The 24,246-nt window shown below is 71.1% G+C and carries 21 protein-coding genes and 3 pseudogenes; 13 read left to right on the plus strand and 11 right to left on the minus strand.

Translation table 11 applies throughout. The annotated features are described in order from the left end of the window. The first annotated feature begins 185 nt into the window (after positions 1-185). Together ACFVX9_RS20215 and ACFVX9_RS20220 are read left to right on the plus strand one after the other, a co-directional pair. Positions 186-650 (plus strand): pyridoxamine 5'-phosphate oxidase family protein, encoded by a 465-nt coding sequence (locus tag ACFVX9_RS20215; protein WP_387982814.1) that lies wholly within the window; start codon positions 186-188, stop codon positions 648-650. Between the two features lie 83 nt (positions 651-733). Next, the gene (locus ACFVX9_RS20220) at positions 734-1,222 is read left to right on the plus strand and encodes a glutathione peroxidase (protein ID WP_387982816.1); all 489 of its coding nucleotides are present in this window, start codon (positions 734-736) and stop codon (positions 1,220-1,222) included. Between the two features lie 210 nt (positions 1,223-1,432). Here the strand turns inward: ACFVX9_RS20220 and ACFVX9_RS20225 are convergent. The 6 genes and pseudogenes from ACFVX9_RS20225 to ACFVX9_RS20250 all read right to left on the minus strand — a co-directional run. Next, positions 1,433-1,807: pseudogene (locus tag ACFVX9_RS20225) on the minus strand (GNAT family N-acetyltransferase); the annotation flags it as partial. Then, complete coding sequence (locus tag ACFVX9_RS20230; protein WP_380379023.1) at positions 1,804-2,400, minus strand: hypothetical protein; 597 nt, start codon at positions 2,398-2,400, stop codon at positions 1,804-1,806. The gene ACFVX9_RS20230 and the pseudogene ACFVX9_RS20225, both read right to left, overlap by 4 nt. 220 nt (positions 2,401-2,620) lie before the next feature. Continuing rightward, the gene (locus tag ACFVX9_RS20235) at positions 2,621-3,517 is read right to left on the minus strand and encodes an aldo/keto reductase (protein ID WP_380483729.1); all 897 of its coding nucleotides are present in this window, start codon (positions 3,515-3,517) and stop codon (positions 2,621-2,623) included. Beyond that, on the minus strand, positions 3,514-4,701 hold the full coding sequence (locus ACFVX9_RS20240) for a cupin domain-containing protein (protein ID WP_063346098.1): 1,188 nt from the start codon (positions 4,699-4,701) through the stop codon (positions 3,514-3,516). The genes ACFVX9_RS20235 and ACFVX9_RS20240 overlap by 4 nt, the downstream gene beginning before the upstream one ends. A gap of 13 nt (positions 4,702-4,714) precedes the next feature. Continuing rightward, positions 4,715-4,855, minus strand: a complete 141-nt coding sequence (locus ACFVX9_RS20245; protein ID WP_167745844.1) for a hypothetical protein — start codon at positions 4,853-4,855, stop codon at positions 4,715-4,717. Positions 4,856-5,035: 180 nt separating this feature from the next. Then, a complete protein-coding gene (locus ACFVX9_RS20250) occupies positions 5,036-5,530 on the minus strand; it encodes an ATP-binding protein (RefSeq protein ID WP_387982819.1) in 495 nt (164 codons plus the stop codon). Positions 5,531-5,733: 203 nt separating this feature from the next. Between ACFVX9_RS20250 and ACFVX9_RS20255 the strand changes: the two genes are divergently transcribed. Both ACFVX9_RS20255 and ACFVX9_RS20260 read left to right on the plus strand, forming a co-directional pair. Then, the gene (locus ACFVX9_RS20255) at positions 5,734-7,047 is read left to right on the plus strand and encodes a helix-turn-helix transcriptional regulator (RefSeq protein WP_387982821.1); all 1,314 of its coding nucleotides are present in this window, start codon (positions 5,734-5,736) and stop codon (positions 7,045-7,047) included. Continuing rightward, positions 7,044-7,862 carry a class I SAM-dependent methyltransferase gene (locus ACFVX9_RS20260; protein WP_380483740.1) on the plus strand — a complete coding sequence of 273 codons (819 nt, stop codon included), beginning with the start codon at positions 7,044-7,046 and terminating at the stop codon, positions 7,860-7,862. The genes ACFVX9_RS20255 and ACFVX9_RS20260 overlap by 4 nt, the downstream gene beginning before the upstream one ends. 645 nt (positions 7,863-8,507) lie before the next feature. Here the strand turns inward: ACFVX9_RS20260 and ACFVX9_RS20265 are convergent. From ACFVX9_RS20265 to ACFVX9_RS20280, 4 genes and pseudogenes are all read right to left on the minus strand, one after another. Further along, positions 8,508-9,335 (minus strand): annotated as a pseudogene (locus ACFVX9_RS20265) (glycosyltransferase family 2 protein); the annotation flags it as partial. Between the two features lie 387 nt (positions 9,336-9,722). Beyond that, on the minus strand, positions 9,723-9,848 hold the full coding sequence (locus ACFVX9_RS20270) for a hypothetical protein (protein ID WP_380379010.1): 126 nt from the start codon (positions 9,846-9,848) through the stop codon (positions 9,723-9,725). Between the two features lie 130 nt (positions 9,849-9,978). Further along, positions 9,979-10,982: pseudogene (locus ACFVX9_RS20275) on the minus strand (IS5 family transposase). A 128-nt stretch (positions 10,983-11,110) separates the two neighbouring features. Next, the gene (locus ACFVX9_RS20280; RefSeq protein WP_063346102.1) at positions 11,111-12,031 is read right to left on the minus strand and encodes a LysR family transcriptional regulator; all 921 of its coding nucleotides are present in this window, start codon (positions 12,029-12,031) and stop codon (positions 11,111-11,113) included. Positions 12,032-12,127: 96 nt separating this feature from the next. Between ACFVX9_RS20280 and ACFVX9_RS20285 the strand changes: the two genes are divergently transcribed. The 4 genes from ACFVX9_RS20285 to ACFVX9_RS20300 all read left to right on the plus strand — a co-directional run bounded on the left by ACFVX9_RS20285 (position 12,128) and on the right by ACFVX9_RS20300 (position 16,148). Further along, on the plus strand, positions 12,128-12,832 hold the full coding sequence (locus ACFVX9_RS20285; RefSeq protein WP_063346103.1) for a succinate dehydrogenase cytochrome b subunit: 705 nt from the start codon (positions 12,128-12,130) through the stop codon (positions 12,830-12,832). After that, positions 12,829-14,772 carry a fumarate reductase/succinate dehydrogenase flavoprotein subunit gene (locus ACFVX9_RS20290; RefSeq protein WP_387982824.1) on the plus strand — a complete coding sequence of 648 codons (1,944 nt, stop codon included), beginning with the start codon at positions 12,829-12,831 and terminating at the stop codon, positions 14,770-14,772. The genes ACFVX9_RS20285 and ACFVX9_RS20290 overlap by 4 nt, the downstream gene beginning before the upstream one ends. Beyond that, positions 14,769-15,506: a succinate dehydrogenase/fumarate reductase iron-sulfur subunit gene (locus ACFVX9_RS20295; RefSeq protein ID WP_363372913.1), complete on the plus strand. Its 738-nt coding sequence runs from the start codon at positions 14,769-14,771 to the stop codon at positions 15,504-15,506. The genes ACFVX9_RS20290 and ACFVX9_RS20295 overlap by 4 nt, the downstream gene beginning before the upstream one ends. A gap of 339 nt (positions 15,507-15,845) precedes the next feature. Beyond that, positions 15,846-16,148 carry a hypothetical protein gene (locus ACFVX9_RS20300; protein ID WP_380379004.1) on the plus strand — a complete coding sequence of 101 codons (303 nt, stop codon included), beginning with the start codon at positions 15,846-15,848 and terminating at the stop codon, positions 16,146-16,148. A 54-nt stretch (positions 16,149-16,202) separates the two neighbouring features. Here the strand turns inward: ACFVX9_RS20300 and ACFVX9_RS20305 are convergent, their stop codons facing one another. Next, positions 16,203-17,141 (minus strand): DUF2797 domain-containing protein, encoded by a 939-nt coding sequence (locus ACFVX9_RS20305; protein WP_387982827.1) that lies wholly within the window; start codon positions 17,139-17,141, stop codon positions 16,203-16,205. An 88-nt stretch (positions 17,142-17,229) separates the two neighbouring features. On the opposite strand from ACFVX9_RS20305, the gene ACFVX9_RS20310 reads away from it, so the two are divergent. The 5 genes from ACFVX9_RS20310 to ACFVX9_RS20330 all read left to right on the plus strand — a co-directional run bounded on the left by ACFVX9_RS20310 (position 17,230) and on the right by ACFVX9_RS20330 (position 24,185). Further along, complete coding sequence (locus tag ACFVX9_RS20310) at positions 17,230-17,901, plus strand: maleylpyruvate isomerase N-terminal domain-containing protein (RefSeq protein ID WP_380379001.1); 672 nt, start codon at positions 17,230-17,232, stop codon at positions 17,899-17,901. 136 nt (positions 17,902-18,037) lie between these two features. Beyond that, on the plus strand, positions 18,038-20,182 hold the full coding sequence (locus ACFVX9_RS20315) for a restriction endonuclease (RefSeq protein WP_387982829.1): 2,145 nt from the start codon (positions 18,038-18,040) through the stop codon (positions 20,180-20,182). A 194-nt stretch (positions 20,183-20,376) separates the two neighbouring features. Continuing rightward, positions 20,377-21,147 (plus strand): ABC transporter ATP-binding protein, encoded by a 771-nt coding sequence (locus ACFVX9_RS20320; protein WP_063346110.1) that lies wholly within the window; start codon positions 20,377-20,379, stop codon positions 21,145-21,147. A gap of 59 nt (positions 21,148-21,206) precedes the next feature. Beyond that, complete coding sequence (locus ACFVX9_RS20325; protein WP_387982833.1) at positions 21,207-23,768, plus strand: ABC transporter permease; 2,562 nt, start codon at positions 21,207-21,209, stop codon at positions 23,766-23,768. A 144-nt stretch (positions 23,769-23,912) separates the two neighbouring features. After that, positions 23,913-24,185, plus strand: a complete 273-nt coding sequence (locus ACFVX9_RS20330) for a hypothetical protein (RefSeq protein WP_387982835.1) — start codon at positions 23,913-23,915, stop codon at positions 24,183-24,185. The last annotated feature ends 61 nt before the right edge of the window (positions 24,186-24,246 follow it).

Raw genomic sequence — 24,246 nt, forward strand, 5'->3', positions numbered from 1 at the left:
CCACCCTCCCAAAACACGCACCGACCCCCGTAAAACCTCTGCCGCCTTGACCCCGCCGGGGGCCACTGGGGGCAGTCCCCGTCCTACCCCCCCCCCGATTGGCCCGGAGGCGTAGCGGGTACAAACCGGAAGACGCTCGCGCCCGACCACCGTGCGCGGGCCCGGAGCCCCCGGGAGCGCACACCATGCCCTTCACCATGGACAGGGCCGAGCGCGAGCGGTTCCTCGCCGCACCGCACGTCGGCGTGCTGGCCGTCGACTCCGGCACCGGACCGGACCGGGGACCGCTGGCCGTACCGGTCTGGTACTCCTACGTCCCGGGCGGCCTGCTCACCGTCATCACCGGCCGCGACTCCGTCAAGGCCCGACGGATCCGGGCCGCCGGGCGGTTCACCCTCTGTGCCCAGCACGAGCAGCACCCGGCCGCGTACGTGAGCGTCGAGGGCCCGGTGGTGGCGATCGAGGACCGGCTCGACCCGGACGAGTGGGCCGCCCTCGCCAACCGCTACCTGCCACCCGAGGCCGCGCGCGACTACCTCGCCTCCGCCCGGGAACAGTTGGCCGCCGACATCACGGTCCGGATGCGCCCCGAGCACTGGTCGAGCGCCGACTTCTCCGCCTTCGGGGCCGATCTGCCGAAAGACCGGTAGGTCGGTCCCGGTCCAGGTGGTCGCGGCCACTACGGTGGCTCGGCGAGACTCCGTTCCACACACCTGCCGAAAGGACCACCCCCGTGAGCCTGTACGACATCCCGCTGCGCACCCTCACCGGCGAGCCCACCTCGCTGGCCGAGTACAAGGGCAAGGCGCTGCTGATCGTCAACGTCGCCTCCAAGTGCGGCCTGACCCCGCAGTACACCGGCCTGGAGAGGCTCCAGCAGCGGTACGCCGCGCGCGGGTTCACCGTGCTGGGCTTCCCCTGCAACCAGTTCGCCGGGCAGGAGCCGGGCAGCGCCGAGGAGATCCAGACCTTCTGCTCCACCACCTACGGCGTCACCTTCCCGCTGTTCGAGAAGATCGACGTCAACGGCGACGACCGGCACCCGCTGTACCGGCAGCTGACCCAGGTCGCCGACGCCGAGGGCGAAACCGGTGACGTCAGCTGGAACTTCGAGAAGTTCCTGGTCTCCCCCGACGGCACCGTGGCCGCCCGCCTGCGGCCGCGCGTCGAGCCGGAGTCGGCCGAACTGACCGCCGCGATCGAGGCCGTCCTGCCGGCCTGATCCACCCACCGACGGACCGGCCCCGGGCACCCGCCCGGGGCCGGTCCGTTGTTCCGTTCCCGGCCCGGCCGGCATCACCCACTGGCGCTGCTGATCCCAGCCCTCCATCGGTGTCCACTCGTGCTCCAGGATCGAGTAGGTGATCGAGTCACGCCAGGCGCCGTGGACGAAGACGTGATCGCGGATCCGCCCGTCCTCAGTCATGCCCGCTCGCAGTAGGGTGCGTGCGGAGGCCTCATTGAGCGGGGATCGGGCTGCCCAAATGCGGTGCATTCCCAGGACGTCGAAGCCGAGCGCGCACAGCAGATGGACGGTCGCCGTGCCGAGGCCCTTGCCCCACTCGGCGGGATGGAGGGCGAAGCCGACGGTGGCGGCCTGCTGCGGCTCGGTGGCCAATCGGGCGTAGCCGATCAGTCGATGCTCACCGAGGTGGGTGACAACAAGGCCGTACTCGGTCCTCGGGCCGTCCTTCGCCGTCATCCTTACCCCGGTCCTCGCCCCTTGGGGCGGAGCACATTGGCGCGTTGGATATCCCAAGGGCTGCCCAACGCGCCACCCTCGACCGGGGGGTCGAGGGCCAGTCATCTGGTGATCGCAGAGAGCCGCCTTCGCAAGGGCTCCTCCAGGTCGAGGTTGTCGCCTCGAGTAATGGTCTGCAGCAGTTCAGTGATGACGACAAGTTCGGCAAACTGCCCGGCTGGCGTGTCGAGGATGTGGGCGAGTCGGTGACGGACCTGGGCGGCGGTGTCCGGCACGAGGACGCTGTACGAGTACAACAGTGCCGCGTCGTACCCGGCAGGCGCGACGCCCCAGCCTTCCCAGTCGAGGACGGTGAGGGTCGGGCCCGTGAGGTTGGCCCAGTGCAGGTCACCGTGGGCCGTCGTCCAGGCAGGCACCCTGGTGTCGATCGGGATGCCCAAGTACTGGGGCATGGCGCGGTCCAGGTATTCCTGCCGGACCGCCACCCGGTCGCTGGGGACGGCGGCGATGGCGTCGAGGGCGGTGCTGAGCCCGTCCCACCAGGTGTGGTCCAGGTCAGGTGTTTCCCGGAGGATCGGCTCGTGGGTGGCGATGGTGGAGGCGGTGATCTTGTCGTACAGCTCCGCCAGGTAGCCGTGCTCGCCCTCGGTCCAGGTACGCCGCTCCCGCAGGCGTGGCCTGGGTACCGCAGAAGGCATGAGCCGTTCTGCCTCCTGCGGTCCCTCCCAGAGTTTTCCGCCGGCCTTGTCGGCCGGAGCGGACACCATGCGGAGCCAGCCCTCGCCGGACGCCGTGGCAACCGGGCGGCTGAGGGTGCGTCCGCGCCAGCCCCACGCTTCGCGGGAGCCGATCGGCCTCGCGTTGAAAACGGTTGCTGCTACGGCGTGCATCTCACGCATCCGCCTGGCGGTGTCCGGCTCAGGTTCCGAGTACATCAACGACCCTTCGGAGTACGTCCGGAGACAACGGCGGTCGGCCGACAGCTTCGACGGCCCCCATCCAGTGTTCCGGGTTCCCCGTCGACAGGAGTACACGCTTCACCCCTGGGGCTGAAGCAACGACGGCGAGGGCGGTCTCGACACTGGTCTTGCCCGGGGCGATCAGCTCGGACAGTTCAGGAGTGGCCAGGCCCGGGATCTCCCCGCCGTGGAGCGGGGCGGAGGCGAACACCTCCAGTCCCGCATCCAGGGCATCGGCCAACGGGCCGTGTCCGTCGAGAGCCTGAGCGATGGGCACGAGGTGGACGAGGGAGACCGGGAGCTGGATGGCCCACAGGTGATGATTCGGCCCGCCGGCCTTGATCGCGAGTTCGATCAGCATGGGTACTTCGAAGAGGCCACTGCTGAAGCCGCGCCAGGTCGCCACACCATAGGCGCTGATGATCTGTTGGCTGCACGCCTCCTCCAGAGCCAGGAAGGCGTTGTAGAGCCGGCCGGTGATCTCGCCGTCCGGGCAGGCGTGCTCGGGGTTGTGGACGAACACCAGGTCGGGTACCCGGCTGAGCATGAGCTTGGAGCGCGCGAGCTGCCAAGCGATGTAGTCCGGGGTGAGGCAGTACCCGCGCTGGGCGTCCGCCGCGGACAGGGCACCGGCTCGTACCCCGATGTGCCTGGTGCCGACCGGGACGAAGCCCACCTTCGTGGAGACGCACAGATTCGGGTAGGCAGCCAGAGCCACTGCGAGCGACGCCTCCGCCCGGCCACCTGCGTAGTTGGGCGCCGTGTCCACCCAGTCGGCACCTCGGGAGGCGGCCATCAACGCTGCCTCGGCCACATCGAGGCAACGGTAGGTGCCGAGGCCCAGCCGGGCGGTCATCGTAGGCCTCCGATCGCGGCGGCCTGGCCGTCGACCAGCTCCGTCACGACACCGGCCGCCTGTCCGAGAGCAACGCCCGCGGCCTGCGCGAGATCGGCCAGCCGGTGAGGTTCCCCATCGGCGAGGAGCGCGAGCATCGGCTCGGCCCTGGCGGCAAACGTCCACTCCTCGCCGCCAGCGGTCAACCGGACGGTGTCGTCGGGCAGAGCCCTGAGCACGGGCCGCGTGGTGACCAGGCGTACCTGCAGGTCGGCATCCGGCGGGGCCGCCATGATGTGGGGCAGCGACGGCACGAGCCGGGCTCGCTCGGTGGCGTCGCGAGCGGAGGAGAAGCGGGCGATCAGGTCGTCGCTCTCCAGCTCGGTCGCGATGAGCTTGCCGATTGTGTCGAGGAAGGCGCGCTGCTCCTCGGCGGCCCCGAAGCGCGGGACGTCCGCCCGGACGGTCTCGTGGGCACGCAACATCTCCGACAGCCAGGTGATCAAGTCGGCACCCGTCGTGCTCTGCAGCCCGCACGTGACGTGCAGCGAGTGCTGGCCCTCGGAGGCGGCAACGGCGTGCCACCAGCCCCGAGGCAGATAGAGCACATCGCCGGCGGTGAGAACCAGATCAGCGACGGGCTCTTCGGGCGGCGGCTCGGGCGTCTCGACGTCACGGTGCATCGGCACCGTGCGGGTGGGACCGTAGATGCGCCAGCGCTTCGCGCCGTCGAGCTGGACGACGACCACGTCGTGATCGTCCCAGTGGACGCCGAAGCCCTCGATCCCGGTCCAGGAGGCGTACAGGTTGACCTGCACGCCGGTTCGCAGCCGGCGCTCAAGCTGGCTGGCCAGAGCACCGATGCCGGGGTGAAGTTCCTCGACAGCATCCAGGACCAGCGTGGCACCCTCGGCGAGCCTCTTGTGCAGCTCGGAGGGCTGGAGCTGGTACCAGACGGTGCTCCGCCGGGTGGTGATCGGCCGGGAGTACGTGTGCGCGGGCACCTGCTCCCCATTGGCGGCGAGGCGGAAGCGAGGCGGTTCGAACCGGTGGTGGGTCAGGATGGTGTTGAGGTCATCCCAACTCATGAGTCCGGCGAGCGACGCGGATTCGCCGCGTGCGACCTTGAAGCTGCGGCCGAGCGTCTGGGCGAGGAAGTCATCCCCGCCCAGACGCTCAACCACCGAGAAGTGCTCGGCGGTCATCGTGATACAGCCGTCAGTCGTTGGTGTCGGTTCGGCCGGTGGAGCCGCCGTCCGACGGCTGCTCGCCACGCGAGCGGGCCGCGGCGACCTTCGTACGGGCGACCAGCAGGCCGTCGCCCTCCGGCTCGGTGCTGGTCGTCAGGTTCTCGGGCATGAAGCACTCCTTCAGGATCATGGGGCGGGCGGCTGCCCAGCCCCCGTCGTTGGTGCAGCGATGGATCCGTTGCCAGGACAAGCCGCTGGCAAGGAACCTCAGGTGCTTGTGCCGCACGGCTGTTGACCAGCGCGGCCACCTGCATCCCCCCAAGCCCGCGTCGGGGCGGAGGAAGCCTTGTCAGGCACTGGTCGGGACGACGTCCCGTGCCTTCGGGGCCGCGGCCCTCACCAGCGTGGTGAGTCGCTCGTCGCCCGAGACGGCAGTGGTGGTGCCGACTTCGAACCAGATCCGCTTGCCGGCGGGGTCCGGGTCGGCGCCCCAGTTCGTCGCGAGCGCTGCCACCAGGAACAGCCCTCGCCCGTCGGTGGCATCGAGATCGATCCCGCCGATAGCCGGCAGTTCGTGGCCGACATCCGTCACTTCGACGCGCAGCCGTTCACCGTCCCAGGACACGCACACGACGCACGGGGCGTGAGTGTGGGACACGGCGTTGGTGATCAGCTCGCTGGACAGCAACTCGACATCGCGGAGCGCGTCCTCGACCAGCGGCAGTCCCCAACCACGCACGGCCCGTATCACCCGCCGCCGTGCGTCCGGCACGGCCTCGGCACTGGGCAGCACGCGAAAGCCGAACGGGGCAGGGGTGACCGCTTGGCGAGTGGTGACGGACATGAGTGCGGACCTTTCACCGGGACGAGGTCGGCAGCGGGCCGATTCGCGCCGGGATTCACCCGGCAGGTATCTACGGAACCGCCTCCAACGCCGGTGAACCAGAGCAGAATTGAAGCGGCAATGAGGCATCCGTGCTGCAAACCCGGGCATGACCTGGCCTGTTACGGCTGCAGACGAACTGACGTACCTCTGGAGGACGCGCGATGGCATCCAGGAGGTCCCGGCTGATCCAGCGCAGGGAGGCGGTCGGCCACACCCAGGAATCCCTGGCTGAAGCCCTTGATGTGGACCGTACGACCGTGGGGCGATGGGAGAGCGGCAGGGGTGCCCCACAGCCCTGGATGCGGCCGAAGCTCGCCCGCGCCCTGGAACTCTCGGTCGACCAGTTGGCCGACCTGCTGGCAGCATCCCCTGCAGCCGCCAAAGCAGTTCCACCGCTCAGCAGCGTCGGCGAAGCGTCGCTTCCTGTGCCTGACCTGCGCACGGAACGCCACAACGATCTCGTAATGGCCGTGGCAACCGACTCGGCGGAGTCCGCGTTCTTCCTCCGCTTCGCGAGCGCCTCCAACGTGGATGACACGCTGCTCGAACAGATCGACGCGGACATCGCGAGGCTGGCAGGGGACTATGTGAGCAAACCGGTGTCCGAGCTCTTCCACGACATCGGGACCCTCCGGCGAGGAGTGTTCGACTTACTCCGAGGCCGCCAACACCCGTACCAGACAAGCCATCTCTACCTGCAGGCCGGGCGCCTCTGCGGCCTGGCCACTCATGTCGCCCTCGACCTCGGCCAGTACACGGCCGCAGCTACGCATTCGCGAACGGCCTGGCGTTGCGCGGAGTCAGCCGGCCACAACGGTCTCCGGGCCTGGATCCGATCCGTCCAGTCCCTGATCGCCTACTGGCAGCAGGACCACCGCCAGGCCGCCGAGCTGGCCAGAGCCGGACTGCCGTACGCGGACAGCGGGACGATCGCAGCTCGTCTGCTCAGTCTCGAAGCACGGGCCACCGCCGCGCTCGGAGACAGCGCGAGCGCGCTACGAGCCGTGGAAGCTGCCGAGGCGGCGCGGAGCACAGTAGCCGCCGTGGATCTTCCCGGTGTGTTCACGTTTCCCGAGGCCAAGCAGTGGACCTACGCCGGCACCGCCCTCCTTGCCCTGGGCGCCCGGTCGCATGTGAACCGCGCCATCGAGGCGTCCTCCAGGGCCATCGACCTGTACGAGTCTGCACCGCGGCAGGAACAGTCCTCCGGTGACCTGCTGGCCGCCCGCCTTGACCTCGCCAACGCCCACCTCGCCCACGGCGACCTCGACGGCGTGCAGGAGAAGCTCTCGGTGGTGCTGGACGCCGCACCGGACCGGCGAACAGCGAGCATCTCCAGCCGCCTTCGGGCGCTGAGCACTCGTCTTGCCGAGCCCGCCTACGCAGGCTCCCCGATCGTCCTGAGTCTCCGTGAGAATGTCAGAGAAGCCTGCTCTCGACCCGCACTCACGAATCCTCCGGAGCTGCCCCAGTGACGAGCAACACCGCACAGCAGGACGCCGCAATCGCCGACAAGTCCATCCTCGCGAACAGCGCCTACGCCGACGGACGCCACTTGGCCGCCCGCCAGTCCATCTACCGGTGGCAGCAACCGCATTACGACCTGCCCGGGATCGTCCTCGAAGAGCTGGCCGGCACAAGCGGGATCGTCCTCGACGTCGGCTGCGGCAACGGCAAGTTCGTCAGTCGCCTGCACAAGGACCGTCCGGACCTTCAGGTCATCGGGATGGACATCTCGACGGGCATCCTCGCCGACGTCGAGAAGCCGGTTCTGGTGGCCGACGCCCAGTTCCTGCCCTTCGCCGACAATAGCGCCGACGCCTTGTTGGCCCTACACATGCTGTACCACGTCGGTGACATCGAGGCCACGATCAAGGAACTGGCCCGCGTCCTCCGACCTGGCGGTGTGCTCATCGCCTCGACCAACAGCGACACCGATAAACAGGAGTTGGACCGGCTCTGGGCCCGGGCCGCAGGCGACATCCTCGGGATCCCCGAGGGGCCGGCGCGGGTCTCCCTCAGCTCCCGCTTCTCCCTGGAGAAAGCCCCCGGCTACCTCGGGACAGCGTTCAAGGACATCCGGGTGCGGGAACTACCTGGCGCCATCGAGATCACCGATCCTGCGCCGATCGTTTCCCACCTCGCCTCCTACGAAGCGTGGGCTGACCAATGCGGCGTCCCTTTCCGCGAGACGGTCAGTCGGGCAGCAGAGATCGCTGCCGCCGCCATCAAGACAGAAGGCTCATTCAAGATCACGTGCCTCGGTGGCATTCTGACCTGCAGGCGGTAAGACGGCCAAGCGAGGTGGTCGCTGCCTAAAATGACAAGGTGATTTCCTCACGCCATCATGACTGCTCTGACTCATCCGGCCTCCTCCAGGGCGGAAAGAGCAGTCATTCACATGCCTTCTTTGTGTCTCGGATGAAATTAGGATGATTGCCGCTGTGCAGCTCTATCCACGCGGTTCCCGCATCCATCTTTCCAATCTCGGCGCAGAGACTTCCAAGTGGCCCCGCCTACTGGCTCGATAATGTGAGCCAGTCCAGATCTGCTGACCGCAGCCGCTGTGGCGTCGGCCTATGACGATGTGTTACATGGCGTCGGCCTGCTGCGTACTTGCTAGACAGAAGGCGGTCCCCGGCCTTCACCTCCAGCTTGCTCCCCTCGGCCATGCCCCCTTCTCCCGGTCGACACGGCGTCTACTCGCATTGGTCATTTCATGACGAACCTTCACGTTGTGCCATTCAAGAAGAAGAGCCGACACCGTCGTCGCCCGCCTGCGGCCCCGGGTCGAGCCGGAGTCGGCCGAGCTGACCGCCGCGATCGAAGCCGTCCTGCCGGCCTGATCCCCCCGCCGACGGAACGGGCCCCGGGACCCCCCCCAGGACGGTTCTTCTTTTCCCCGGGAGGGGGTGCGCCCAGGGGGGGCGGGCCAGATGATCGGGGGCCGACCGAGTCGGGTCATGGTCCACACCGTGCGCCAGCGCATCGGCTTTCGCCGACCGCACGGTGTGCGCCAGCCCTCGGCGAAGCCCGAGAACCAGGCCTTCAACCCGGTGGCGTTCCTGGTGCGGGCGACCGTGAGCGCGACCCACACGCCGAGGTAGACCGGCACCAGCAGCGCGGGCAGGTGGCGGCGCGCGAGGTACACGCGGTTGCGGGCGTTCACCCGGTAGAAGAACGCGTGGCGGGTCGGGCTGGTCCGCGGGTGCTGCAGCAGCAGCTCCGGTGCGTACAGCACCCGCCAGTCCGCGTCGATTGCCCGCCAGGCCATGTCGGTCTCCTCGTGCGCGAAGAAGAACGCGTCCGGCCAGTCCCCGACCTGCCGCAGCATCTTCGTCGACAGACCATGGCCGCCGCCGAGGAAGCTGGTCACCTCGCCACCGCGCATCGGATCGCCGGCCCGCAGTCGGGGAACGTGGCGGCGCTGGGTCAGTCCGGTCTCGTCGGCGATCCGGAAGGACACGATGCCCAGCCCGGGGTCCGCCTCGTACAGCGCCTCGATCCTCGCGAACACGTCGTCGGCGACGAGCAGGCCGTCGTCGTCCAGGTCGATCACCACGTCCACGTCGCGCAGGTGCTCCAGCGCCACGTTCCGGCCACCGGTCACCCCGAGGTTCTCGGCCAGCTCGACGCCCTCCACCCACGGCGGCAGCTCCGGCAACGGGCAGCCCTGGGCGACCACCACCGTCCGCGCCGGCCTCACGGTCTGCATCTCCACCGAGGCCAGCAGCTCGGCCAGTTCCTTCGGCCGCGTGCCCATGGTCAGGACTGCCACGCCCAGCTTGACGCCCACCGAAACTCATCCCTTCGAGGAAGCACACATGACCCGACGAACGCACCGCTCGGGCGCCGCGTCACTCAGGGAACTCGCCGAGAGGCGGATGCTTCCGAACCACCAGATCATGGACCAGCCCACACTGAACCGGATCGCCGGGATGCGGCCCGAGGTCTTCGCCGCGCCGCCCACCCTGCCACACTCGCCACTCATGTCGGTACCGGACGTCACCTGGTACTACCTCTGCGAACTGCGAAAACGCACCAGAAGGGGGCCCTGTCGGCGACCGACAGGGCCCCTCTCATCGCTGCGCAGCACCCCGTTCCGGAACGGGCGGAGATCAGCCCGTACCGAAGCGTGGGCGAGGGCGTATCACTCGCCGTCAGTGCCTACCGGGACCTGGTCCTCCCGGATAATGACGTGCTCCTCACCGTCGACCGTGATTTCAGTGCCTGCGTACGTGCCAGACGGAGTCTTGTCCTTGCTGTCCTCAGCCATGTCTCCTCCTTCAGTTCGACACATTGTCGACCCGCACCGATCCTGCCATGACTGACAGTCACCGGGCTGTCAGCTTGACAGATCGGAGTGAGCCCTGTCGATGCCGACTAGGGCACGTATTTGGTTGTGATCAATGGGTGGTGTTGGTGAGGTCTTTGATCCAGATCATCGCGCCGCGAAGGTGGAGGCCGGCGAGGTAGCTGGCGGGCGTCTTGTCGTAGCGGGTGGCGATGCCTCGCCAGGCCTTCAGCTTGTTGATCAGGCGTTCGACGGTGTTGCGTTCCTTGTAGAGGTCGACGTCGTGGTTGACGGGCCGGCCGCCTTTGCTGCCCTTCTTCTTCCGGTTCGCGGCTTGGTCCTTCTTCTCCGGGATGACCGCCTTGACCTTGCGTTGACGCAGGTGGGCGCGGTTGCCGCGGGACGAGTAGGCCTTGTCCCCGGCGACCGCGTCGGGCCGGGTGCGGGGGCGGCCGACCGGCCCGCGGACCCGTAACTTCTCGAGGACGGGGATGAGCTGCGGGCTGTCGGCGGCCTGCCCCTCGGTCAGCACGAACACCAGCGGGCGGCACCTGCGGTCGCCGGCGACGTGGATCTTGCTGGTCTGACCGCCTCTGGAGCGTCCGAGCAGCGCGACCTTCAGTCGCAGCCTGCGCCGCCGCCGGACACGTCGCCGCTCCTCGCGTCCCGGATCATCTGCGGCGTCCTGTCCGTCTTGTTCCTGCGGGCCGCCCCTTTTTGCCGGGCCTTCTCCGCCTCGTCCGCGGCCTTCTCCAGGGCCTCCAGGGCGTCGGGCCCCAGATGCATCCCGGCGGCATCGTGGTGGGCCCGAACGGTGGTGGAATCCACGCTGACCAGCGACAGATCCACCTCGCCCCGCCTCGCGGTCTCCGCGATCGCGCCCTCCAGCAGGGCTTCGAAGACGCCCGCGTCACGCCACTGCCGGAAGCGATTGGAGACGGTCGACCACGCGCCGAACTCCCCCGGCATCTCCCGCCACTGCCCGCCCGTCTTGAACCGCCAGATCACGCCCTCGAACTGCAGCCGCAGCCGCTCTGGGTACGGGCCGTACTCGCCGATCGGCAGATACGGCTCGATGAACTCCCACTCAGCATCCGATAGTTGCGCTCGCGTCACGCAACATGGTCTACCGGATCAGGACCCGCCCACGCAGCCGAATCCCACAAATTGATCACAACCAAATACGCACCCTAGTCGACAGCATTCGCAACCTGATGGGACGTCAGAATTTTGAGAATTCCACGTCACAGCAACAGGCGTGTCCCCGGCGGGAGTTCACCGGACCCGGCAGCATGGTGCAGATGCGCCAGCAGCGTCGTGCGCAGGGCCTCCGCTGCGCGGGTCAGCGGCACCTCGTGGCCGTGTGCGACGGCGATGGTGCGGCCCAGGCCCGGGGCGGCGAAGGGTGTGACGGACAGTCCCGAGCGGGCCGCGACCATTCCGGGGACGACCGCGGGGCCGAGTCCGGCCCGGACGAAGCCGAGGACGGCGTCCATCTCGCCGCCCTCCACCGCGAACTCCGGCTCGAAGCCGGCCGCCCGGCAGGCCGCCAGGGTCGCCTCCCGGACGTCGTAGCCCTCCCGGAACATCACCAGCGGGCGCCCCCGCAGCTCTGCCACCCGCGCCTTGCGCCGGGTCTGCCGCTCGGCGGAGACCAGCACCAGTTCCTCGTGCAGCAGCTCGGTGACGGCCAGCGCCGGTGCGGCCTCCCCGCTCGGCGGGGTGATGATCAGCGCGAGGTCCAGCTCCCCCGCCGCCAGCGAGCGGACCAGGTCGCGCGAGCCGCCTTCCCGGACCGCCAGCGCCACCCCCGGGTGGCGGTCCCGGAACACCCGCAGCACGTCCGGCACCAGGCTGGTGCACAGGCTCGGCGGCGCGCCGAGCCGGACCCGGCCGCGGCGCAGCTGGACCGTCTCCTGGACGGCCAGCCGGGCGCTCTCGGTGTCCGCGAGGATGCGCCGGGCGAGTGGCAGCAGCGCCTCCCCGGCGTCGGTCAGGGCGATGTTGCCCCGAGTGCGGTGGAACAGTTCGGCGCCCAACTCCCTTTCCAGTGACCGGATCTGCTGGGAGAGCGAGGGCTGGGCGACGTGTGCCGCCTCGGCGGCCCGGGTGAAGTGGCGGGTCTCGGCGACGGCCAGGAAGTAGCGGAGTTGCTGGAGCTGCACCCGACCAGGATAGGCCGCATCGATAGGCCACGGCTATCGTCACGAGCCGCAGCATGTCTTGGACGCACCCTGGTGGCCGTCCCTACCGTTGCAGCCATGACAACCGCGACTCGGACGGCCCGGCATCCGTCCACCCTGGCGACGCTCTGGCGGTCGACCGTCGGCAAGAAGGCGGTCATGGCCGTCACCGGACTGGCCATGCTGCTCTACCTCGTCGCGCACATGCTGGGCAACCTCAAGGTGTTCGCCGGCCCGGACGACATCAACGGCTACGCGGCCTGGCTGCGCACCATCGGACAGCCGTTCCTGGGCCACGAGTGGTTCCTGTGGATCGCCCGCTTCGGCCTGCTGGCCGCCGTCGTGCTGCACGGCGTCTCGGCCTACCAGCTCAGCCGCCGCGACCTCGCCGCCCGGCCGAGCAAGTACGTCCACAAACGCCGCCGGGCGAGCTACGCGACCCGGACCATGCGCTGGGGCGGGGTGATCCTGGCACTGTTCATCGTCTGGCACATCCTCGACCTGACCACGCTGACCGTGAACCCCGCCGCCGAGCACGGCCGCCCGTACCAGAACATCGTGGCCTCGTTCGGCCAGTGGTACAGCTGCCTGATCTACATCGTCGCGATGCTCGCCGTCGGCCTGCACATCCGGCACGGCTTCTGGAGCGCCGCGCAGACCCTCGGCGCCAACAACGCCCGCCGGGACCGGGTGCTCAAGCTGACCGCCAACGGCCTGGCGCTCGCGCTGACCGTCGGCTTCCTGTCCGTCCCCGTGGCCGTGATGTTCGGAGTCGTCAAATGAGCTACCTGGACTACACCGTCGGCGAGCCCGTCGCCGACACCAAGGCCCCCGCCGGGCCGATCGAACAGCGCTGGGACCAGCGGCGGTTCGAGGCCAAGCTGGTCAACCCGGCCAACCGGCGCAAGCACACCGTGATCGTGGTCGGCACCGGCCTGGCCGGCGGCGCGGCCGGCGCCACGCTGGCCGAACAGGGCTACCACGTCGTCCAGTTCTGCTTCCAGGACTCCCCGAGGCGGGCTCACTCGATCGCCGCCCAGGGCGGCATCAACGCGGCGAAGAACTACCGCAACGACGGCGACTCGATCCGCCGGCTGTTCTACGACACCGTCAAGGGCGGCGACTTCCGCGCCCGCGAGTCCAACGTGCACCGGCTCGCCCAGGTGTCGGTCGAGATCATCGACCAGTGCGTCGCCCAGGGCGTCCCGTTCGCCCGCGAGTACGGCGGCCTGCTGGACACCCGTTCCTTCGGCGGCGTGCAGGTCTCCCGCACCTTCTACGCGCGCGGCCAGACCGGCCAGCAGCTGCTGCTCGGCGCCTACCAGGCGCTGTCCCGGCAGATCGCCGCCGGGAACGTGGAGATGCACCCGCGCACCGAGATGCTCGACCTGCTGGTCGTCGACGGCCGGGCGCGCGGCGTCGTCGCCCGCGACCTCGTCACCGGCGCGATCAGCACCCACACCGCCGACGCCGTGGTCCTCGCCAGCGGCGGCTACGGCAACGTCTTCTACCTCTCCACCAACGCCAAGAACTCCAACGCCACCGCGATCTGGCGGGCCCACCGGCGCGGCGCCCACTTCGCCAACCCGTGCTTCACCCAGATCCACCCCACCTGCATCCCGCGCTCCGGCGACCACCAGTCCAAGCTCACCCTGATGAGCGAGTCGCTGCGCAACGACGGCCGGATCTGGGTGCCCAAGGCGCAGGGCGACACCCGGCCGCCGGCCGAGATCCCCGAGGACGAGCGGGACTACTACCTGGAGCGGATCTACCCGGCCTTCGGCAACCTGGTGCCCCGCGACATCGCCTCCCGGGCCGCCAAGAACGTCTGCGACGAGGGCCGCGGCGTCGGCCCCGGCGGGCAGGGCGTCTACCTGGACTTCGCCGACGCCATCCGCCGGCTGGGCCGGGACGCCGTCGCCGCCAAGTACGGCAACCTGTTCGACATGTACGAGCGGATCACCGCCGAGGACCCGTACCGGGTGCCGATGCGGATCTACCCCGCGATCCACTACACGATGGGCGGACTCTGGGTCGACTACGACCTGCAGACCACCGTCCCCGGCCTGTTCGCCGTCGGGGAGGCCAACTTCTCCGACCACGGCGCCAACCGGCTCGGCGCCAGCGCGCTCATGCAGGGCCTCGCCGACGGCTACTTCGTCCTGCCGCCCACCCTGAACGACTACCTGGCCCGCAACCCGCTGCCCGCCGTCCCCGCCGACCACCCGGCGGTCACCGAGGCCGAGGCCGAGGTCGAGGACCGGCTGAACCTCATCCTCGCGGTGGACGGCGACCGCACCCCCGACTCCTTCCACCGCGAACTCGGCGAACTCCTCTGGGACGAGTGCGGGATGGCCCGCGACGAGGCCGGACTGCGCCGGGCCCTGGCGCGGATCCCGCAGCTGCGCAAGGAGTTCTGGCGCCGGATCAAGGTGCCCGGCACCGGGCAGGAGCTCAACCAGTCGCTGGAGAAGGCCAACCGGCTCGTCGACTACTTCGAGCTCGCCGAGCTCATGTGCCTGGACGCCCTGCACCGCGCCGAGTCCTGCGGCGGCCACTTCCGCACCGAGAGCCAGACGCCCGACGGCGAGGCCGCCCGGCGCGACGAGGAGTACGGCTACGCCGCCGCCTGGGAGTTCACCGGCACCGGCGCCGCCCCCGTCCTCCACCGCGAGGCCCTCGACTTCGCGTACGTCCACCCCACCCAGCGGAGCTACGCATGAACCTCACCCTGCGCATCTGGCGCCAGCCGGGCCCGGACGCCCCCGGGTCGATGACGACCTACCAGGTCGGCGGCATCAGCCCCGACATGTCCTTCCTGGAGATGCTCGACAGCCTCAACGAGGAGCTGATCACCAGCGGCGACCAGCCCGTCGCCTTCGACCACGACTGCCGCGAGGGCATCTGCGGCGCCTGCGGCATGGTCATCAACGGCCAGGCCCACGGCCCCGAGCGGACCACCACCTGCCAGCTGCACATGCGGCACTTCCGGGACGGCGACACCATCGACGTCGAGCCGTGGCGGGCGGCGGCCTTCCCGGTGGTCAAGGACCTGGTGGTGGACCGCTCCGCCTTCGACCGGATCATCGGCTCCGGCGGCTACATCTCCGCCCCCACCGGCAGCGCCCCCGACGCGCACGCCACGCCCGTCCCCAAGGAGGCCGCCGACACCGCCTTCGAACACGCCGAGTGCATCGGCTGCGGCGCCTGCGTGGCCGCCTGCCCGAACGGCTCGGCGATGCTGTTCACCTCCGCCAAGGTGGTCCACCTCAACGTGCTCCCCCAGGGCGCGCCGGAGCGCGCCTCCCGGGTGCGGGACATGGTCACGGCCATGGACGCCGAGGGCTTCGGCGGCTGCACCAACACCGGCGAGTGCGCCACCGCCTGCCCCAAGGGCATCCCGCTGCCCAGCATCGCCGCGATGAACCGCGAGTTCCTGCGGGCCGCGCGCGGTTGACGCACCGCTTCGATCGGCCCCGTGCCCCGGCCCCGCGCCCCCGGGTGCGGGGCCGACGGCGTGCAGCGGGGCGTGTGGGGCATTCGCACGCTCCCCCGAGGGGTGGTGGATCGTCAGGTCCCGCGCCCGCGCCCGGGAATTCGCGCTACCGTGGTCCTCCGCTACGGAAGGACGGCATATGCCCGAGGTTCAGTCCTGTTCCGGTTGCGGCGGGTCCGGGGGGACCCAGAAGACCGAAGCCACGGTCGAACGGGACGAGGAAGGGAGCATGGTGCCGAGGATCCACACCTTCTGGTCGCCCTGCGGTCGGTGCCACGGATCCGGGACGGTGATCGCCGGATGAGGCTGGTCTTCGAGTGTGTCGAGTGCGGCGGACACTACCTGCCGCCCGAGAGCATGGCGTACCCGGACGGGCCCGCCTCCCCGATCTGGTGCTCGCACTGCCAGGCGGCCAAACGGTCCGCCGGCGTCCAGGAGGACCCGCTGCTCACCCGCGTGGCCCTGGCCGCCGCCCGGGCCGCACTCGCCCGGCGCACCGCCGAGGGCGAGCCCGCCGCGCGCGCCGACGTCCGCCCGTCCCGGCCGCCGCTGTCCCGCCGGGCCCGCTCCGGCCCGGGCGGGGTGCGCAGCAAGCTGGGCTGAGCCCTCAGCCCCCGGGCTCGCGCTCGCGGGAAACCACCCCAGCCCGGATTCACTCTAGAAGAGCGCCTCCTGGGTGTCCGGCTCCGGCGGGCGGACCCGCTCCTCCAGGGCCACCCCGGACGTCGGACGGCCGGAGACGGGCGCGAGCGTCCAGCCGGTGAGCAGCCGGGTGTCCAGCAGCAGCGGCCCCGAGCCGTCGGCCTGGTCCAGGAACAGGTGGCGGCCCACCGGCGGCCGCAGGGTGCCCGCGATCACCGCCCCGTCGGCCAGGCCGCCGACCTGCCGGTACGCCTCCGGTGCGCCGTCGGACAGCCCGAACCGCGCCACGTGGTCGACCACCGGGCGCTCGGCGAGCAGCTCCAGCGCGTGGCCGGCCAGCAGGCGGTGCGCCTGGGCCCGGGCCTCGGCCAGCACGGCCCGGCGGTACGGCTCGTCGCCGTGCGCCCACCAGTGCTCGGTCTTCAGCCTGGCCTTGAACCGCTCGCGGGCCAACCCGGAGGCGGCGACGGTGAGTTCGGCGCGCCGGATGGCCGGCAGCCCGCCCCGGGCGGTGAACGCGTAGGCCAGCGCGCCCTGTTCGAGCAGTCGGCTGTCACCGCGCTGTTCGGCCGTCAGGCCGATCTTCAGCAGGCCGTCGCCGAACCAGGCGAGGTAGAGCAGGTACGTCCGGCCGTCGTCGAGGATCTGGTCCCGGGCGAGGACCAGGCCCCGGTCGACGCTCTGGCAGGCCGGGCACTGCACGGCGGCGCCGTCCGGCGCGATCACCGCGTGGTGCGGGCACGGGGTGCGCTCCGTCGCCCCGGCCAGCCAGGCGCCGGTGCAGCGGCGCGGCCCGCCCAGCAGCCAGCCGACCTCCGCGCCGGGCGTGACGGCCCGCTCGTGCGTCTGGCCGCCGCGCACGGCGCCGAGCAGGGCGCGGCCCTCGTGCCAGCTCAGCCCGGTGGAGACCCAGCCGGCGGGCCGGTCCGGGTGGTGCTGCGGTGCGATCGTCACGGGCATCCCTCCCTCTCGAACCAGTGCAGAGTACCCGCCACCCCTGACAGTGCTCCCGTGACAGTGCCCCCTGCTAGCCTCCGCGACCATGACGCCCGAGCCCGCCGCCCAGTCCCCCGTCACCGCCGACGACCTCGCGCTCGTCCTCCGGCTCGCCGCCGCCACCCTGCGCGCGGCGCCCGCGGACGCCGACTGGTCCCGGCCCGCCGGGACGGTCACCTGGGACTGCTGGACCACCGTCGAGCACCTCGCCGACGACCTGCTCGCCTACGCCGCCCAGCTCGGCCCGGCCGCCCCGCCGCGCGAGCGGTACGTCCCCTTCGCCACCGAGCGCCGCTTCCCCGGCGGGCCGAACAACTTCGTCCGCGCCGACCGCGCGAGCGGGCCCGACGGGCTGGTCGAGGTGCTGGAGGCGAGCGGCGGGCTGATGGTCGCGATCGCCCGCGCCGCCGCGCCCGAGGTCCGCGCCTACCACCCGTGGGGTGTCGCCGACCCGGCCGGGTTCGTCGCGATGAGCCTGGTCGAGACACTGGTGCACCTGCACGACGTCGCCCAGGGCCTCTGCCTGCCCTGGGACCCCCCGGCCGACCTCTGCCGCCGCGTCCTGGCCCGCCTCTTCCCCGACGTCCCCGTCACCGCCGCCGACGCCCCCTGGCCGACCCTTCTGTGGGCCACCGGCCGCGCCCCGCTGCCCGGCCGGCCGCTGCGCACCGACTGGCGCTGGCACGCCCGGCCCGGGGACGCGCCCCAGGTGCACTGACCGGTGCAGTGCAGCCGTGCTGCTCGCGGGGCTTGGCCCGGTGGGGTGTTCACGTTCTATTGTTGCGGGCGCGGTTGGCGGCGCGGCCGGGAGGCGTGCGGCGCGACCGGTCCGGCGTGCAATGAAGGGGTGGACGGTGGCGGGGCGGCGGAACGACGGAGTGCTGGCGATCTGGGCGGAGGCGCAGCGACAGCAGCAGCGCCGGGAGGAGGCCCGCTGGCGTGCCGAGGCGGCGCAGCAGCGCCGGCTGGAGCGCGAGCAGCGGGATGAGCAGCGGGCGACAGCCCGCAACGAGCGGGAGGCACAGCGGGCCTACCAGCAGTCCCGGGAGGCGGAGGCGGCCCGACTGACGGCCGAACTGGAAGCCCGGGTCGAGGAGTTGCGCGGGTTGCTGGCCGCCGGGCTGGCGGCTCCGGCGTTCGGCCCGCAGGCGCTGCTGGCGCCGCGCCCGGTGCCGCCGTTCGACCCGGGCCCGCTGGGCCGGCCGGTGGAGCTGCCCGATCAGGGCGGCCCGAAGTACCACGTGCCGCCGCCGGACCAGGTGCAGGCGCGCAATCCGGGGGTGCGGCGGCAGTACGAGCAGTACCTGGCGCAGGCCCGGGCCCGGTTCGAGCAGGACTGGTACGCCGCCCAGGCGCAGGAGGCCGACCGGCAGCGCCGGCTGGCCGCGTACCACCAGGAGTACCTGGCCTGGGCGGCGCAGTGCCGCCGCCAGGACGAGGACCGCGCCGCCCGTACCGAGGAGTTGCTGCGGCGGCTGCGCGCGGGCGAGCCGGAGGCGGTGCAGGAGTACTTCACCGCCGGCCTGTACGCCTCGGCGGCCTGGCCGGAGGGCTTCCCGCACCGCCTGGTGGCGGCCTGGGAGGCGTCGACCCGGCAGCTGGTGGTGAACTGGGAGCTGCCCGGCCCGGACGTGGTGCCGGCCGCCGGCCGGGTCCGGTACGTGAAGACGGACGACCGCGAGGCGGAGGTGGCCCGCCCGGCGACGGAGCGCAAGGCGCTGTACCGGGAGGTGCTGGCGCAGTCGGCGCTGCGGCTGGCGGCGGAGCTGTTCCGGGCGGACCGGGACGGGATGCTGGACTCGGTGGTGCTGAACGGCTTCGTCCTCGGCATCGACCCGGCGACCGGCCGGGAGGCGGAGCGCTTCCTCGCCACCCTGACCGCCTCCCGGGCCGAGTTCGCCGGGCTGGCGCTGGACCGGGTGGCGCCGGTGGACTGCTTCCAGGGCCTGGGCGGCAAGCTGTCGGCACGCCCGGAGCGGCTGGACGAGGTGCGGCCGGACCGGCTGCCGGAGACGGTCGGCGGGAGCCTGGCCGGGCACGGCGGCGACGACGACCCGGACCTGTTCGAGATGGACCCGATCGAGTTCGAGGAGCTGATCGCCGAGCTGTTCCGGCTGCGCGGCTTCCGGGTGATGACCACGGCCCGCAGCGGCGACGTCGGGGTGGACGTGGTCGCCGAGGACCTGGACCCGGTGACCGGCGGCAAGATCGTGATCCAGGCCAAGCGCTACCGCAAGACGGTGTCCCCGACGGCCGTGCGCGACCTGGAGTCGACCGTCCGGCACCACGGGGCCAACAAGGGCATCCTGGTGACCACCGCCGGCTTCGGCCGCGGCTCGTACAGCTACATCGAGGGGAAGCCGCTGACGCTGGTCAGCGGGCCGGAGCTGGTGGAGCTGCTGGCCGAGCAGGGGCTGCGGGGGCGGCTCGGCGGCGGCTCCGCGGAACAGGAGAAGCCCGCACCGGCGGCCGCGCCGACGGACCGTCACAGCAGCCTGACGGTCAGCTGGCAGAGCCGGACGGCCGGCGGCGACGCGGTGGAGCTGGACGTCACCGTGTTCCTGTGCGCCGCCGGGCGGGTGCTGAGCGACGAGCACTTCGTGTTCTTCAACAACCCGCAGGACCCGGACGGCGCCGTGCGGCTGCACCCGACCCACTCGGTGCCGGGCGAGCCGGCCCGGGCGGTCCGGCTGACCCTGGACCTGGAGCGGCTGGCGGCCACGGTGGACGAGGTGGTGGTCGCCGTCTCCACCGAGGAGGAGGAGCCGCGGGCCCTGCCGCTCGGCTACGTGCACGGTGTCGCCCTGGTGGCGACGTACGGTCCGGGCGCGGCCGGTCCGGCGGAGTGGGCGGCCGGCACCGGCGGCGTGCCGGACAGCGCGATGCTCATGGGTTCGTTCCAGCGTGCGGGCGGCGGTTGGCAGTTCAGCCCGTCGGGCCGCTCGGTGACGAACGGTCTGCTCGGGCTGGCGGGCGCGTTCGGCGTCGCGGTGGAGTAGCACCGGGACCATCGTCCGCAGCACAGGGACCATGGTCCTCAGGGATCGGTGTCATACCTGAGGATGAGAAGACCCCCGCCGAGCCGCCGAGACGGCGGGGGTCGCCCCTCCTCGGGACATACGCATCGCGCTCGAACGGATTGGGAGGATGGAACGGAACCCGATTGTCCGTTCCCGCCCTCAGGAGCACCCCCGTGACGACCCCCGCAACCGCCGTCCGTACCGGCCTGGCGGCCGCCCGCGCCACCGGCCTCAACAAGGTCTACGGGGACGGGGAGACCCGCGTCGTGGCCCTCGACAACGTCAGCGTCGACTTCCCGCAGGGCCAGTACACCGCCATCATGGGCCCCTCCGGCTCCGGCAAGTCGACCCTCATGCACTGCATGGCCGGCCTCGACACCATCAGCTCCGGCTCCACCACCATCGGCGACACCGAACTCGTCGGCCTCAAGGACAAGCAGCTCACCCAGATCCGCCGCGACCACATCGGCTTCATCTTCCAGGCCTTCAACCTGCTCCCCACCCTGACCGCCCTGGAGAACATCACCCTCCCGATGGACATCGCCGGCCGCAAGGTCGACAAGGCCTGGCTCGACCGCGTCGTCGACACCGTCGGCCTCTCCGGCCGCCTCAGCCACCGCCCCTCCCAGCTCTCCGGCGGCCAGCAGCAACGCGTCGCCTGCGCCCGCGCCCTCGCCGGCAAGCCCGACATCATCTTCGCCGACGAACCCACCGGAAACCTCGACTCCCGCTCCGGCGCCGAAATCCTCTCCTTCCTGCGCAACTCCGTCCGCGAACTCGGCCAGACCGTCGTCATGGTCACCCACGACCCCGTCGCCGCCTCCTACGCCGACCGCGTCGTCTTCCTCGCCGACGGCCGCATCGTCGACGAACTCCACCACCCCACCGCCGACACCGTCCTGGACCGCATGCGCCGCTTCGACGCCAAGGGCCGCACCAGCTAGAGCCACCCGCCAGCCCCGCGCCCCCGACCTTCGAGAACCCCCAGGACTGACACCCCCTCATGTACCGCACCGCTTTGCGCAACGTGCTGGCCCACAAGGGCCGACTGCTCATGACGGCGCTGGCCGTCATGCTCGGCACCGCCTTCGTCGCCGGCACCATGGTCTTCTCCGACACCTTCGGCAACGCGCTCAGGACCCAGAACTCCAAGAGCTACACCGACATCGCCGTCACGGTCAGCGACCGCGACGCCGCCCGCCAGGCCTACGACCACACCGGCGAGGACTCCGAGGGCCCGGCCCTCACCGAGGAGATCCGCAAGGCGGTCGCGGCACTGCCCGGTGCCGCCGAGGCGCGTGGCGTGGTCAGCGGCTTCGCCGGCATCGCCGACAAGAAGGGCGCGCTGATCGGCAACGGCTTCTCCACCACCGGCACCAACTACGTGCCGGGCGCCGACGGCACCGACCCGCGCTACCCGCTGGTCGACGGCCGCGGCCCGCACGGCTCGGGCGAGATCGCACTGGACACCAAGACCGCCGAGAAGGGCGGCTACCAGGTCGGCGACACCGTCCGGGTCGCCGTCAACGGCCCGGTGATGAAGCTCAAGCTCACCGGCACCCTGACCACCAACGACCCGCGCGTGCTGGCCGGCGGCTCGCTGGCCGCCTTCGACACCGCCACCGCCCAGCAGCTCTACCTGAGCCCGGGCCGCTACGCCGAGCTGGACGTCAAGGGCAAGCCGGGCGCGGACGACACCGCGCTGCTCGCCGCCGTCAAGCAGACCGCCCCGCAGGGCGACTCGATCGAGGCGAAGACCGGGCGCGAGCTCGCCGCCGAGCAGGACCGGATGATCCAGCAGGGCACCAAGGTCCTGAGCACCTTCCTGATGGTCTTCGCCTTCATCTCGCTGTTCGTCGGCATCTTCATCATCGCCAACACCTTCACCATGCTGGTCGCCCAGCGCACCAAGGAACTCGCGCTGCTGCGGGCGATCGGCGCCAGCCGCAAGCAGATCACCCGCTCCGTGCTGGTCGAGGCACTGCTGGTCGGCCTGCTCGCCTCGGCGGCCGGGCTGCTCGCCGGCATCGGGATCGGCGCCGGCATGCAGTCGCTGGTCAGCGCGATGGACGACACCATGCCGCAGGGCTCGCTGGTGATCAAGCCGCTCACCATCGCGGTGACCCTGCTGGTCGGCGTCCTGGTGACGGTGCTGTCCGCCCTGCTGCCGGCCCTGCGCGCCTCCCGGATCGCCCCGGTGGCCGCGATGAGCTCGGTCGAGCAGCCGGCCACCCAGAAGAGCCTGCTGGTGCGCAACACGATCGGCCTGCTGTTCACGCTGGCCGGCGCGGGCTCCCTGGCCGCGGGCGCGGGCGGCAAGGAGTACAAGCTGGTCGGGCTCGGCGCGGGCACCCTGCTGATCGGCGTGTTCGTGCTGACCCCGCTGCTGGCCAGGCCGCTGATCGCGCTGTTCGCCCCGCTGCTGCGCAAGGTCTACGGCACGCCGGGCAAGCTGGCCCAGGAGAACGCGATCCGCAACCCGCGCCGGACGGCGGCCACCGCCTCGGCGCTGACCATCGGCGTCACCCTGATCACCGCGCTGACCGTGGTCGGCGCCTCGGTGAACAAGGCCGTCGACGCGGCGACCGCGGACGACCTCAAGGCCGACTACACCGTCGCCATGCAGAACGGCTCGAAGCTCTCCCCCGAGGTCGCCGGCCAGATCGCCAAGGCGCCCGGCGTCAGCGCCATGAGCGTGATGCGCGAAGTCCGGGTGACGACCGACAAGGGCGACTCCGACTACGAGTTCCTGACGGGCGTCGACGCCGCGACCATCGACCAGCTGGCCACCGTCAAGGTCAAGCACGGTTCGGCGGACGCCCTCAAGCAGGGCAAGCTGATGATGAGCTCGGGCACCGCCCAGCGCCTCGGCTTCAAGGTCGGCGACACCATGGCCGTCACCTACCCGGGCGGGGCCAAGGGCTCGCTCACCGTCGGCGCCGTGCTGGAGGCCAACAGCGCGCTGGCCAACATCGTCGCCCCGGACAACGTGGTGGGCCCGCACGCGCTGCCCGGCTCCGGCCCGGCGAAGGTCCTGGTGAAGGGCGCCAACGGCGCGGACGAGAAGCTGAAGCAGGCGCTGCGCGACGCGACCGGCGGCAACCCGCTGATCGCCGTCAAGGGCGAGAAGGACATCAAGGCGGAGAACCGTCAGCTGATCACCGGCATGCTGAACATGATGTACGGGCTGCTCGGGATGGCCGTGGTGATCGCGGTGCTCGGCGTGGTCAACACCATGGCGATGTCGGTGTTCGAGCGGCGCCGGGAGATCGGCATGCTGCGGGCGATCGGCCTGGACCGGATCGGCATCCGCCGGATGGTCCGGCTGGAGTCGCTGCTGATCGCGCTGTTCGGCGGCGCGGTCGGGATCGGGCTCGGGATCCTGGTGGCCTGGGCGGGCACCCGCACGATGGCGGACTCGCTCAAGAACATCACCACCGTGGTGCCGCCGCTGCAGATCCTCGGCTTCCTGGTCGCGGCCGCGGTGATCGGCCTGCTGGCCGCCCTCTGGCCGGCCCACCGGGCCGCCCGGATGGACATCCTGGGCGCGATCAAGAGCGAGTAGGCGCCCCCCGCAAGCGCGCCGGAGCCCCGGACGGTCCTCGACCGTCCGGGGCTCCGGCGTATCCCGGTCCCACCGGGGTACGGCTGTCGGTGGTGCGTGCAAGGATGCTCGCGCGCACAGGGGCGAGGCGAAGGGGGCCAAGGCATGGAGACCAGCCGGTTCACGGGCGAGGACCCGCACGGGCACCAGCACGCGGTGAAGGTCGTCTCGGGGCGGAACAACACCCGGCGCGTGGTCTGCGAGAGCTGCGGCTACCGCAGGTCGGCGACGTTCGGCACGCAGGCGAAGGCCTCCCAGCACCTGTCGCAGACGCACGACGCCGGGTACGTCCGGCAGGAGTTTGCGCCGGGCCCGTGGATCGCCGCGGCCGTCGGGCTGGTCGCCTTCATCGTCTTCCTCTGCCTGTACGGGATATAGCGCCGCACACGACACCGCCCCGCCCGGCGGGGTGCCGGACGGGGCGGGGCGGTTCGCCGAA

The sequence above is a fragment of the Kitasatospora sp. NPDC058243 genome, assembly GCF_042882025.1.
GTDB lineage: Bacteria > Actinomycetota > Actinomycetes > Streptomycetales > Streptomycetaceae > Kitasatospora.